The organism is Cyanothece sp. BG0011 (assembly GCF_003013815.1).
Lineage (GTDB): Bacteria > Cyanobacteriota > Cyanobacteriia > Cyanobacteriales > Microcystaceae > Crocosphaera.
Genome location: NZ_PRLH01000190.1, coordinates 39,787 through 52,585 on the forward strand (window position 1 = coordinate 39,787; position 12,799 = coordinate 52,585).

General features: G+C 35.6%; 14 protein-coding genes and 1 pseudogene. 9 read left to right on the forward strand and 6 right to left on the reverse strand.

Translation table 11 applies throughout. The features are described from left to right. The first annotated feature begins 41 nt into the window (after positions 1–41). Together C4E06_RS24425 and C4E06_RS24430 are read left to right on the forward strand one after the other, a co-directional pair. Positions 42–1,022, forward strand: a complete 981-nt coding sequence (locus tag C4E06_RS24425) for a glycosyltransferase family 2 protein (protein ID WP_107670971.1) — start codon at positions 42–44, stop codon at positions 1,020–1,022. A gap of 266 nt (positions 1,023–1,288) precedes the next feature. Then, positions 1,289–3,073 carry a hypothetical protein gene (locus tag C4E06_RS24430; RefSeq protein WP_157951235.1) on the forward strand — a complete coding sequence of 595 codons (1,785 nt, stop codon included), beginning with the start codon at positions 1,289–1,291 and terminating at the stop codon, positions 3,071–3,073. Between the two features lie 42 nt (positions 3,074–3,115). Here the strand turns inward: C4E06_RS24430 and C4E06_RS24435 are convergent, their stop codons facing one another. After that, positions 3,116–3,862 carry a creatininase family protein gene (locus C4E06_RS24435; protein ID WP_107670973.1) on the reverse strand — a complete coding sequence of 249 codons (747 nt, stop codon included), beginning with the start codon at positions 3,860–3,862 and terminating at the stop codon, positions 3,116–3,118. Between the two features lie 96 nt (positions 3,863–3,958). Here C4E06_RS24435 and C4E06_RS24440 point away from each other — a divergent pair, with 96 nt between their 5' ends. Continuing rightward, positions 3,959–4,717 (forward strand): response regulator transcription factor, encoded by a 759-nt coding sequence (locus tag C4E06_RS24440; protein ID WP_107670974.1) that lies wholly within the window; start codon positions 3,959–3,961, stop codon positions 4,715–4,717. Between the two features lie 4 nt (positions 4,718–4,721). On the opposite strand, the gene C4E06_RS24445 is transcribed toward C4E06_RS24440, so the two are convergent. From C4E06_RS24445 to C4E06_RS24455, 3 genes are all read right to left on the reverse strand, one after another. Next, positions 4,722–4,967 (reverse strand): HypC/HybG/HupF family hydrogenase formation chaperone, encoded by a 246-nt coding sequence (locus tag C4E06_RS24445; RefSeq protein WP_107670975.1) that lies wholly within the window; start codon positions 4,965–4,967, stop codon positions 4,722–4,724. A 209-nt stretch (positions 4,968–5,176) separates the two neighbouring features. Further along, entirely contained in the window at positions 5,177–5,293 is a 117-nt protein-coding gene (locus tag C4E06_RS24450; protein ID WP_107670976.1) for a photosystem I reaction center subunit VIII, read from the reverse strand. Positions 5,294–5,390: 97 nt separating this feature from the next. Next, positions 5,391–5,882 (reverse strand): photosystem I reaction center protein subunit XI, encoded by a 492-nt coding sequence (locus C4E06_RS24455; RefSeq protein WP_107670977.1) that lies wholly within the window; start codon positions 5,880–5,882, stop codon positions 5,391–5,393. Between the two features lie 227 nt (positions 5,883–6,109). Between C4E06_RS24455 and C4E06_RS24460 the strand changes: the two genes are divergently transcribed. After that, positions 6,110–6,559, forward strand: coding sequence for a photosystem I reaction center subunit XI (locus C4E06_RS24460; RefSeq protein ID WP_107670978.1), 450 nt, complete (start codon positions 6,110–6,112; stop codon positions 6,557–6,559). Between the two features lie 138 nt (positions 6,560–6,697). Here C4E06_RS24460 and C4E06_RS24465 read toward each other — a convergent pair whose 3' ends face one another. After that, positions 6,698–7,063 carry a DUF1815 family protein gene (locus tag C4E06_RS24465; protein ID WP_107670985.1) on the reverse strand — a complete coding sequence of 122 codons (366 nt, stop codon included), beginning with the start codon at positions 7,061–7,063 and terminating at the stop codon, positions 6,698–6,700. 447 nt (positions 7,064–7,510) lie between these two features. On the opposite strand from C4E06_RS24465, the gene C4E06_RS24470 reads away from it, so the two are divergent. Together C4E06_RS24470 and C4E06_RS24475 are read left to right on the forward strand one after the other, a co-directional pair. Then, positions 7,511–7,714, forward strand: coding sequence for a hypothetical protein (locus C4E06_RS24470; protein WP_107670979.1), 204 nt, complete (start codon positions 7,511–7,513; stop codon positions 7,712–7,714). A gap of 60 nt (positions 7,715–7,774) precedes the next feature. Next, positions 7,775–8,311, forward strand: coding sequence for a Ycf51 family protein (locus C4E06_RS24475; protein WP_107670980.1), 537 nt, complete (start codon positions 7,775–7,777; stop codon positions 8,309–8,311). Here C4E06_RS24475 and C4E06_RS24480 read toward each other — a convergent pair. Then, a complete protein-coding gene (locus tag C4E06_RS24480) occupies positions 8,301–10,604 on the reverse strand; it encodes a hypothetical protein (RefSeq protein WP_107670981.1) in 2,304 nt (767 codons plus the stop codon). The two genes, C4E06_RS24475 and C4E06_RS24480, sit on opposite strands and share 11 nt — an antisense overlap. A gap of 173 nt (positions 10,605–10,777) precedes the next feature. Between C4E06_RS24480 and C4E06_RS24485 the strand changes: the two genes are divergently transcribed. The 3 genes and pseudogenes from C4E06_RS24485 to C4E06_RS24495 all read left to right on the forward strand — a co-directional run. After that, on the forward strand, positions 10,778–11,407 hold the full coding sequence (locus C4E06_RS24485) for a cobalt-precorrin-8X methylmutase (RefSeq protein ID WP_107670982.1): 630 nt from the start codon (positions 10,778–10,780) through the stop codon (positions 11,405–11,407). A gap of 132 nt (positions 11,408–11,539) precedes the next feature. Then, the gene (locus C4E06_RS24490; RefSeq protein ID WP_107670983.1) at positions 11,540–12,538 is read left to right on the forward strand and encodes a hypothetical protein; all 999 of its coding nucleotides are present in this window, start codon (positions 11,540–11,542) and stop codon (positions 12,536–12,538) included. Next, positions 12,525–12,799: pseudogene (locus C4E06_RS24495) on the forward strand (hypothetical protein); the annotation flags it as partial. The gene C4E06_RS24490 and the pseudogene C4E06_RS24495, both read left to right, overlap by 14 nt.

Below are 12,799 nucleotides of genomic sequence, written 5' to 3' on the forward strand. Positions count from 1 at the left end.
AATTTATATCTGTATCCTCTGTTAAAGCACCTGATAACCTTATGTCTTTTAATCTTAATCAAGTGGAAATATCAATTATTGTGCCTTGTTATAATGAGGAGGAAGGTCTTGATCTGCTCTTTAAAAGACTCTTTACAGTATTAAACCAGCTCGATTTATCTTATGAGATTGTCTGTATAGATGATGGGAGTCAAGATCGAACCCTAGAACGTTTAATTGACTATCATCGTCGTTATCAGGCCGTCAAAGTTATTAGTCTTTCTCGTAATTTTGGAAAGGACATTGCTTTAACCGCAGGGTTAGAAAATGCTCAAGGACAGGCGATTATTCCTATTGATGCTGATTTACAAGATCCCCCTGAGTTAATTGAACAGTTGATTGAGAAATGGCGACAGGGCTATGATGTTGTTTACGGAAAACGTCGCTCACGACAAGGGGAAAGTTGGCTTAAAAAAACAACCGCTAACGCCTTTTATCGGATTATTAGTCGTATCAGTAGTGTTCCCATTCCCCGTGATACGGGAGATTTTCGTTTATTAGATAGACGGGTGGTAGACGCGATCAAAACCATGCCGGAACGAACTCGTTTTATGAAAGGGTTATTTGCTTGGGTTGGATTTAAACAGACTTACATCGTATACGATCGCCCTAACCGACTCCAAGGAACCACCAAATGGAATTACTGGAAGTTATGGAATTTTGCCTTAGATGGCATTACTTCGTTTAGTTTAGTGCCTTTAAAAGTTTGGAGTTATTTAGGGTTATTTTTATCCTTGTTAGCTTTCACCTATGGCAGTTTTCTGATTATTAGAACGATTATTTTAGGGATTGATGTACCTGGATATGCGTCTTTAATGGTGACTATACTCTTTATTGGAGGGGTACAGTTAATTACCTTAGGAATTCTCGGAGAATATTTAGGTCGTATTTACGAAGAAACCAAACAACGCCCCCTTTATTTAGTTCGAGAACGTTATGGGTTTAATAATCATGGGTTATCTGAAGTAGTCAAACACAAATAAGCAACACTACATTAATCCTTGTTAATCTTTATTCGGGGTTTATCTGTAATTCCGTAGATTCCTCTCTTAGAGATGTACTAAAAAAGTCCCGAAAGTAATGTAATTTCACAGAGTTAGTTAACTTTGACCTAAGTCGTGTAAAATAGCTAGGTGTCGTTTAATATAATAGCAAAAAATAGTTTAAACCAATTTTTACAATGAAGAGAAAAGGTTATTTTGGGTCAATAGATATAGTGATTACTGTCCTTCTTTCTTTGATATCATTAGTGGTAATCATTAACTATAATGTGTTAGAAACCCATGATGGTTATGCACACCTTGTTTGGGGATATTATTGGAATCAACAGTTTGCTCAAGGGCAGTTAATGCCTAAATGGTTTGAATCAGCCTTTGATAGTTTAGGTTCTTGTTCTTTCATTTTTTATCCTCCCTTATTTCGCTCTTTAAGCCTTCCTTTTTCTGGGTTTTATTCACTTCCTAGTCAATTATTAAAAGGTAGTTATGTCCTTGTTATTCTTTTTAACGCTTTAGGCATTTTTTTATTAGCTCGCACTCTCTTTAAAAAAAATTCCTTAGCTAGTTCTTTAAGCATATTTTTAGGAATTTTTAATCCTTATTTGATTATCTCTTTGTTAAAGCGAGGGGCGGCTGCTGAAATTATGGCTATGGCTCTTCTTCCTTGGCTCATGCTTGTCCTCTATAGAGCTTTGAATAAAAATAGTCTTCTGACTTATCTTCCCGTTAGTCTAGTTTTTAGTGCTTTATTCGTCAGTCATATTCCTTCCTGTGTCACAATACTCTCCTCTTATCTGATTGGTACTTTAAGTTTAGTTATTTTTCGTAAAATGAAGCTAAAAATAGCATTATTTTACTTAATTATTCCCCTTGGAATTGGCTTATTAACTTCCGCTTTTTATGTGATGCCTGTGATTGCTGACATGGATCTCGTTTCAGCAGGGGGACTTCAACCCTATCATAATCGATTGTTAGTTCAGGGTTTTCTTGACTTTAAGTTACGTCTTTCCCCTAATCCTTGGGAACAAACTCTTGTTAAAGCTTTTGCCTTGAATGGATTAATTTTGTTAGCAACCTTGATTATTGGTCGTCCCTGGCAAAAAAATACCACTAAAAATCAAATATTGACCTTGCAAATGGTAATGGTTGCTTTTGCTTTATTTATGATGACTGATTTATCTTTATGGGTTAGTGAAACTATATCCGTTTTTCAGAAAATTCAGTTTCCTTGGCGTTTCTTAGCGGTCAGTTCTTCCCTTTGTCCTTATTTGTTTGGTTATACGGTTGAAACGGCTACCGAAAAATTTCCTATCTTAAAAAAGAAAGTAATTATCCTCGCTTTTTGCACGGCTCTTTTTATAGTTGTTTATAAAAGTGCTAATCTTTACTTACTAAAATTTGATTTAACCAGTTTAAACAATGTGGATAATTTAATCGTAAATAGGACAGAAATTTCTCAGGAATTATTAGCTAAAAAAGAGTATGATCAAGAGGTTAATTATTATTTTATAAGTCTGGACAGAAGAAAATTTTATCTTAATAACGATTTTCAATATATTCAAACTGATGTCGGAGAATACCTACCAAAAACTGTATCTCAAGATAATTGGGTTGATCCAGGAGAAAAAGGTAGAGGTCGGAAACTTCCACCAATTTATGATAAAAAGGTTAAATTAATGGAAGGAAAGGGTCAAGTTTCTGTACAATCTTGGACTCCGGGAAAAAGAGAAGTTAGTATTAGTAACTCTACCAACATTATTGTGAATCTCAAAACATTTTATTATCCAGGATGGTCTATTCAGGTGACACCACCCCTCAAAGATATAGAACAAAGAGATTTTTTCTTACCCTCTGAAAATGGTTTAATGCAACTACAACTTCCCCCAGGAAACTATCAAGTTAAAATTTGGTATCAAGGCACGATGGCAGAACGTTTAGGGATAATTGTCAGCCTTATTAGTATAGTGTCTTTGCTATTTTTACTGAGCAAAGGATTCCGAGAATCTAATACTAATATATTTAAAAAATTTACTTAATATTTCTAATCCTATAGCCATGTCTACTATAGGATTAGAAATTTAATCAGCTTGCAGAAATTTTAAATAACTTTCACTCAACTCTTTAACCGCTAACTCATACAATTGTTGACCGTGTTCAGGGGTGGCTAAAGCAGGATTAGACCCCATTCTGCCATCAGGATAATGGGCGCGGAAATCTTTGGCTCCATAGATAGGATAACCGGAATTAACATCGGGAGATAAATCTGCTTTTTTAATGGAGTCAGGATAAACAAATTGAGTCACCGCTACTTCTGAGGGGGTGGCGTGAGATCCTTCTTGATCGCCATAGAGTTCTTTGGCTTTTTGATAGACAGATCGACACATAAACCAATTGCCTACTGTAGCGCGAACTTGCTCAGCTTGGGGAATATTGAGACTCGATAAATGGTAATAGGTTTCCGAAAAAGCAGCTTTTAAAGGAGAAATATTACCCCCATGACCATTAATAAAAAAGTAGCGAGTAAATCCGGCTTGAGTCAAATGGGTTAGATAATCAAGGATCACTTGAATGAGGGTACTGGGCCGCAGACTCATGCTGCCAGGAAAAGCAGTATGGTGTAAGGCCATTCCGACGTTGATGGTCGGACCAACAATGGTTTGGGTTTGTTCTCCCACTCCTTTGGCGATCGCCTCAGCACAAATCGCGTCGGTGCCAATCAATCCAGTGGGTCCGTGTTGTTCAGTGGAACCAATGGGAAGAATGATCCCAGTATTGGTTTGTAAATAGTCTTCGACTTCGGGCCAGGTCATTAAATGTAGCAACATGGAGATTCAATGGTATAACAATGATGAGGATATTTTTAATCCTAGCGGTTTCGTTGTGTTGTCTATCTTGGCATAGAATCAAAAATCAGATTAATTATGTTGTCTTTCGATACCCCTCAAATTCCCTCTAACCCCTCTGTTGTTAATACTCACCGCATCCTTGTGGTAGAAGATGAAGATGTCATTCGCGATATGATCGTTTTGGCTTTAGAAGATGAAGGCTACGAGATCACCGCCGTGAGTGATGGACGCAGTGCCTTAAATTTATTACAAGAAGAAAACAAAAATTCCAAGACAACGGAAACAGAATTTGATCTATTAATTCTAGATTTGATGTTACCCCAAGTCAACGGGTTAGATATCTGCCGTTTATTGCGTTATCGGGGCAATATTATCCCCATTTTGATCCTCAGTGCCAAAGCCAGTGAAACGGACCGTGTCTTAGGCTTAGAAGTGGGGGCTGATGACTATTTAACCAAACCTTTCAGTATGCGAGAATTAGTGGCTCGTTGTCGGGCTTTGATTCGCCGTCAAAACTTAACCAATTCTTCTGCTAGTTCGGTAAAACAATTTCGCGATATTACCCTTTATACCCAAGAATGTCGGGTCACCGTGGGAGAGCAAGAAATTAGCCTTTCTCCTAAAGAATATCGCTTACTCGAACTGTTTATGAGTTATCCCCGTCGGGTTTGGTCACGAGAACAATTAATTGAAGAGATTTGGGGACCTGATTTTTTAGGGGATACTAAAACCGTTGATGTTCATATTCGTTGGTTACGGGAAAAATTAGAAAAAGATCCCAGTCAACCAGAATATTTAATTACCGTTCGGGGGTTTGGTTATCGGTTTGGTTAGTTGATTATTGCTCCCTTGATAAAATAGCTTCCATTTCCTGAAATTCTGCCAGACTTTTTTCCGCTGCTTCTTGGTCTAAAATACTTAGGGCAAATCCGACATGAACAATGACATAGTCATCGATTTTCACCTCAGGAACATAAGCTAAACTGACTTCTTTAATCACTCCCCCAAAGCTTACTTTTCCCTTTCTTAATAAAGGCTCATCTTCGCTAATACTAACTACTTTTCCAGGAACAGCTAAACACATTTTTTTGTCTCGTTCAATTGAACATTAAACCTTAACACTTTTCTTGTAACACAGGTTTTCAAAAAAAACTGTAATTAAAGGCTCTAATATCTTATTCTTAATAAGTTTTTAAACAAGAAGGCTCTACTTATTTTTAGTAGAGCCTTCTAGAAAATGGAAAAAACTATTTTAAAGGATCAAAAATGCCTTATTCTCCATTTTCTCTCAAGTTAACCCTCTTGTTCAATATAGATAAATAAAAGTCCCATGACCACGATTGGCATGAGCCAAGTGACAACGGGAATTAAAATCCAGGGCAAGTAAGAAGCTGCGTAAGCACCATTCATGTGATTTTTCTCCTGTCAGTTGTTTTGTGAATTGAGTCAAGCACTTTTGCGAAAATTTGAAATTCTGAAAATCGAATTAAACCGTTTTCAGCGATGGTTAGTTAACTAAGCCACGGAAAATTGCATCAATACTAGAAAACTTATCCAGCAAGAAATAAGCCATAAAAGCACTGCCTGTGCCACCTAAGAAAAAGCCACTCGCAAAGAGACTCCAACCTTCAGAGGTTTGCATGGCATCGGTTCCAGGGGCACATTCATTGGCACTCTTGAGAGAAACTAAACCATGAGCATTGAGTCCGATGGTTCCGATAATAACGATGGCAACTGCTGTTAAGAAGGCAGCTAAATAGGGATCGGCCGGAAAATCACGGTTAGTCCCGAAAACCACTTCAGGCCCAACTAAGAAATAACCATGAGCCAGGCCAACTTCTAAACCCCGTGCAAGAGGAGAAAGTCCTTTACGATAAATGGGTAGATTGTTGATGAAAGCTCTTGTAAAGCCAGAGTCAGAGATAGGGGTTGACAAATGACCAACAAAGGGGTCATCTTTGTAGGCTTTAACCATCTGGGTGTATCCAGTTTCTGCCATTGTTCTTGAGTCCTCCTAATTTGGGTGAATAAGATAGCTTGACTTGTAAGATTACATTTTAGGCAAGTAAGGGACAAGGGAAGGTTAATTTTGCCTTTAACGTAAAAAAAATTCATTAATTTTTGTATCTAAGTAAAGATTCTTTACATTTTGACCTGAAAAGGAACAAGAAAAGCGGTAAAGTTAAGAACTGGTAAGCAATCATCACAATCAAACAATTGATCATAATGGATATTATTAAACCGGGTGGAGATCCTCAAATCGGCAATTTAGCCACTCCCGTTAATTCTTCGAGGTTGTCTCTGGCGTTTATCAGAAATTTACCAGCTTATCGCCAAGGATTATCCCCTCATCGTCGTGGGTTAGAAGTGGGGATGGCTCACGGTTACTTTCTCTATGGACCGTTTGCTCTTCTCGGTCCTTTGCGTAACACTGACTACGCAAGCACGGCGGGTTTATTATCGGCCGTTGCGCTCATCTCTATTTTAACGATTGCTTTATCTTTATATGCTTCGGTGGACGTAAGCAAACCAGTAGAAACCTTAACCACTCCGGAGGTTCCTGAAGAGTTCGCCACCTCTGTGGGTTGGGGGGAATTTGCTAATGGTTTCTTTATTGGTGGTTTAGGGGGAGTGGTTTTTGCCTATCTTCTCGTTAAACTCCCATTTTTGACCTAGTGCAAAAATCTTAGGTTTCACGTTTTGTTTAGGGGTGAATCCCTAAACAAAAATCAACAGTTCGGACAACACTGTTGATTTTAAGCAAGGATATGGGGATGTTTTGTTGAATGGTAAGGTTAACTGTATTCGCAACATTTAAGCCATATTTTGAAGTTCTTGTGAGGATAAGCTATCAATGATGCTTGAAGGTTCATTTTGGTCTTGATATTTGATCAAGTTCGCTAATTCCTGTAATTGACTGATGGCTTCTGCTCCTTCTAATTTCATTAATTCGCGATCGTCTCGCATTTCAGTCCAGGTAATCCCATAGTCAGATACTAGAAATCGGATCAAGTGATCTTTGCCTAAACTTACCATAAATGAGGCACTGTTCATTTCCCCACCACAGGTATAGCAAGAAGCTAAATAACCGCGATTTTCTAGGACAATAGCTAATGCTTGTAGGTTCATTACTAAATCCTTAACAAAATCACGATGCTGTTGAGCTAATCGAGTAAACACGTCTTTTCCTCCTGATAACACTCCTCATTATAAAACTTTAATACTTTTTTAAGATTGTAATTTAGCGATTAAAGATGCAATTTAATATAAGGAAGAACAATTGATAAGCTGGACTCATCATCAACTAGGCTAACCTAGTTTTTCTTAATTGCCTAGTATCAAGAGTTACACTATGAAAATTGTCCTAATCTCTTTAGATTTGAAGTAATAGCAATTTTTTTCTCTAAGTCGCTTCATACCTAAGTTTTCAAAAAATTTAACAAGAATTTTTATCGTAACATCTCCGCCAAAAAGTTTACATTTATTATTCTTATAATTAAGATTGATGAAGATAATTGTTCAATTAACCTTTCCTTAATCACTTGGCAAATTTAGCGTCTCTTGCTAAGCTCTATCGGTAATTAGTCAAAAATATAACAGAATCCTTTGTGTGGTGTGGAGGCGTTCATGAAAGTATCTAATTCTCGTCCTTGGTTATTTATCCTAGAGTTTCTCTTGCTCACCAATGCGATCGCCATAGCGGCCGGTGTGGGGTTTGGTGCAGCATTACGTTTAAACAAACCAGAAGAACCGGGAGCAACGATATTCCATTCTGAACAATCGTTTCCTCCCCGTCAAGATTGGCCCGTGGGGAAGTCTTCTCAACCTTAAAACAGAATAAGCCCTTAATTTGAGCTAAAATATGGGGATGTAATCAATCATTTATTACTGATGGAAACATTAACATCCCTTGGTTTTTCAACCTATACACAATGGTCTATTATTGCCACTGTTGTCTTTTTCTTATTAGCTATTGTTGGTTTTATCTTTAAGTGGGGAATTCGGTTTCGATTAGTAGGAATTACTGGTTTTATGATCGTCCTAACCGTAGGATTATTTGGCTTGGGATTAGGTTTATTTGAACGCACAGAAATTCCTGGAGCGGTTCGTTTTTCTCGTGTCTATGATAATGGAGGGAATCAAGTTGTCATTGTGGTTAAACCTTCTATTACAGAAACCGAATTAGAAGCGACGTTAAAACAAGCGGCTAATGATTATTTTTCCTATGGAAGAACAGCAGGAGCAGATAATCAATTAACCATTCGGGCCCGGACATTAGTCCATCCAGAATCGGGTAAAAGTTTACCTTTATATATCGGCCAAGTCAAGCGATCGCTATCCATGAGAGAGGATGAAAATATGGACATTGATATTGATAAAAAGCAAATGCAAGAGTTATCTAAATATCAAGACACTGTTAAGGGTTAATGGTAGATAAGCGAATTCTATCTTGATCAAAAGTAATCTTTTGTTCTCCGATTTCAACCTTGGCTGTCATCCCCGATCCTGTAATGTTTAACGAGGGTGGGGATTTTTTTTGCACTGTCATAATAACAAAAAATTCTTCTCCTCCTCTGGCGATAATTTTAGTGCCTTCTTCAGTTTTTTCTGTCGTAATATTGACCGATTTGGGGACAATAAAGGTTCCTTTCAGGGTTGCTTGAGTTTCACCTTGGATCAGAAAACTATTATTATCAACGGTTACCTTTCCTGGGGTGTGCATTATCCATACTTTTTCTTTAAACTCTTCAGCTTGATTGTTACCAATAAAACGATCAACTAACACAAATAAACCAGGAACTCCTGAAGCATTACTATAATCTACAGCAAAAGAACGTAAACCAGCAATTCCGACGGGGGGTTTGCTATTTTTGCGCCAATTGGTATTAGTTTGTAGGGTAACAATTCCTGATCCATCAGGATTAGAAACAAAAAAGAGGGGTTTAGCGGTTTTCCACGGGGAACTTTTAGGTAAAATAACTACATTTTCTTCTTGCCATTTTGTGGTAGATTCACCCGCTTTTGCCCAAGTTTCTCCTAATCCAGAAATGCGAAAACTTCCCACATCAGGGAAATGCCAAGTCCCTCCGATTTGTTCTTTTTTTAAGTAAATATTAGCGACAAAATCATCTTCATTTTTCCATTGATTTCTAAAATTATAGAAACCTTTTTTCTGATCAACAAAATTATAGTTAAAGAGTTTAATAGGATTTTGAGGATTATTATCCTTATTTTTACTATAAAAAGTCAAGATAAAAGGAGCATAATGAGGTAGAGTAATCCCGAAAGTTTGATCACCTTTTAATCCTGAATATTGTTCAAAAATTGGAACAATTCCTGGCAGAAATTCTTGAGGAAGAGTAACTAAACCTGCGGCAAAAATAGCCGATCCTGCATAGTGACGATGTCTTCCATAAGCAGTAATCTTTAACTTATTATTATCAGGGATCATTCGCATTAAATAATGGGGTAAAATCCATTGAGCCGGTGAACCTTTAACTAAGTCTTTTCCCATTATATTCTTATAAGCTTGTAAAAAAGGAAATACTGTTAAAATTAAGGGTTCTGTTGTGTAGTGATCCCCTTCACTTCCGAAACCATAATTACCCAAAGCAGTGGTAAAATATCGTTTAATATTACGTTCGGCAGTCCTCATATAATGATATATTTCATCATTAGATAGATTGGGTTCATTTAAAATAGCTAAAGCAGCTAATCCGGCGGCACTTCTTGCTCTTGCATTCCAGTTACTGCCGGCATTACTATTCCAACCATTATTAGGAGAATCTCCTTTAACTAATTGTTCCGTTTGGGCTGCTAACCAACGGGTTACAGTGGTTATTTTTTCTTGATCCCAGAGAGGATAACAAAAGTCATAAGCTAAAGCAACACCTGTTACAATAGGAGACTGTTCTAATAATCTTTTGCCAGGATTTTCTATCGATTTTTTTACTATTTTCCATCCCTTTTCAGCGAGTTCTTGATCATTATTAATTAAAGCTAAAAAACAGTATCCAGAACCATGATAACCACCAGTTGGCACATATCCATTATAATAAATAGGCTTTTCTAAATTATCTTTTAGTTGTTTGATAATAGCTTGTCCTTCTGGGGTTTTAACGGCTTCTTTTACCGATGGTAATTGATGCTTACGAAAGACAAGACGCGGATGTTCTTGAACCGTTACAGGTTGATGATTATTAATAGGAACTGGCCAAAAGGGTTGAATGTTACCAGTGACACTACCTTGTAAAAATTTTTGATTATATTTTCCTTGATAACTGCCAATAATTTTGTCTTTATGAGGAACTAAATCAATCTGATAAACTGCTGGTGATATTTTTGTATCCCAAGGATGAGAGCGAATATTCATGGTGATTTTTAATTGCCATGCTTCCTGAGAGGTTTTAGTTTTAATCTCCTTAATTGTTAATTGTTCTAAGTTATTTTTTTCTATGCTTCCTTGATGATCAACATCTTGATTAAATTTTTTTGCATATCCCCAAACTTCAGGTTCACATTTACCTTGATTACAGACTAAATCCAGGGTAATATTTTGATAAACAGGTTTTTCTTCCCATAATTTCCAAACCCCATGTTTTAAAGTTAAATGAATATTACCAGAAAGTTTTTTAATGTCAAAAGAATGTAAAATAGGAGCGTTAGAACCTTTCAATAAGAAAAGGATAAACGGTAATAGGATTAAATAACGTTGTTTCATTGAATTTGGGAAGGGCAAGAAAAAGTTGGAAAACAATAAAATAGATAGTAGAGGGTGTACAAAAACGGTACAATAGATTATAGTTATCTATACCCTAAGTATAGAGAATTTTGATCATATTATAGAGCAGATTGATAGTTGTTCTGAGCAGCTTAGATATTATTAGGTCATTTATGAATCAACAATCATCATTAAATCATCCTATTGTTGAAGAAAGTTTTAAAATTATTGATCGAGAAATTGGTCAACATAATCTGAATTTATTAGAATATCAAATTGCTCGGAGAGTTATCCATTCAACGGCGGATTTTGAGTTTATTAAGCTACTTAAATTTAGTCCTAATTCCATTAATATTGCCGTTGATGCTTTGAGACATCAAACCCCTATTATTACAGACGTAACAATGGTAAAACAGGGGATTGTTAATTTAGTCGGTAAAACTTTCAAAAATCCTCTGATTACAGCTATAGAAAAAGCCACTTATCCCCTTCCTGGAAAAACCCGAACCGAAACCGGTTTATTAGAATGTTATCAACAATATCCCCACGGAATTTATGTCATTGGTAATGCTCCCACTGCCTTACTTGCTTTGTGTCAACAAATTAAAGAAAAAAAGCTTAAACCCAGTTTAATTATTGGTGTACCTGTTGGCTTTGTTTCTGTATTAGAATCAAAAAAGACCTTAGAACAAATTGATGTGCCTCAAATTCGTGTAGAAGGTAGAAAAGGAGGTTCATCCGTTGCTGCTGCTATTATTAATGCTTTGCTCGTTTTAGCTTGGGAAAATGACGTTAAACCTTAAAATAATTTAAAATAAATGAATAATTTTTGAAAACTTGATTATTATTACTAGCAAGTATTTTAGATTTTTCAAGAATAATAAATACACTTAAGAGAGTGATGCTTTAGAGCAAAAAATGGTGAAAATAAAACAATGCTTATTCTTCCTTTGGTGTTAGATATTGCAATTGGTTTAGTTTTTATTTATATTAGTCTTAGCTTAATTGCTTCAGAAATTCAAGAAATTATTAGCACACTATTAGAATTTAGAGCCAAACATCTAAAGACTTCTATTCAGTATCTTTTAATGGGAAGTGATATAGATAGTGTCAATGAAATCAAACAAACGAAACAATTAATAGATGAATTATATGATAATCCTTTGATTAAAAACTTAAACCATCAAAGTCAGGGAAACCTATCATATTGGGTAAAAACAACCAATCCATGGAGAGTTGATACACCAACTAAGGTTAAAAATCAATTACTTAAACGACTCAATCAAGTCAAAGATATCGATTTAACAGAGTTTAAAAATGAGATGGAAGAAATTCTTAACAATAAGAAAATTCAGGAAAATTCTCTGGATGTAATTCAACTCAAGTTTAAACAAAAATTTAATCAATTATTACTTAAACAAAGTAATCAAACCAATAGACAAAAATTAGTTAAAATAAGAACAGAACTATTAGAAAATAAAACCTTACCCTCTTATATTCCTAGTGAGACATTTGCGACGACTTTATTAGAAAGCTTACAAATTCCTCAACTGACTCATTGTTACAGTTCTGATAAATTCAAAGGTGTGATAAAGAGACTGATTAAAAAGCTCAGTGAATTAGAGAATCTCGACTCAAGAAATCTTGAGAAGTTCATCAAAGAAACAAAAGAAATATATGATGATTTTTCTGATCAAAAATATAAATTAGAGGTTAGTCTTTTAAGAGTAAAAGCTAGATTAAATGAATTAATTCTAGATAATGATAATGACGAGACAACTCGCCAAAATTTGAAGAGTATAAAAAACACATTTTTTGAAGGAAAAAACTTTGAAATTCTTTGTCACGAACTGAAGCTAAATCTAATTTATATTGCTCAATTTTTAGAGCTAGATGGTTCAGAAATAAAAAGAGGAGAATTTGAAAAAAACTAATCATAATAAGCAGAAAACAAATAATGAAGAAGAATGGGAAAACACTGTTATTTTTAATAAATTTAGAGAACAGTTTAATAATGAGGAGGAAAAAAAGAAAAATGAACAAGTCCAAAAACAAATAAAATATGTTGTCGAGAAACTTCCTAAAAGTTTACAAAATAGTATGATTACCCTTGCTCACCGCGCGCAAACAAAAGTAAAAACAAGCGAACAAGATATTGAACAACTTTCTCAAGAAGTTGAAACTTGGTTTAATAA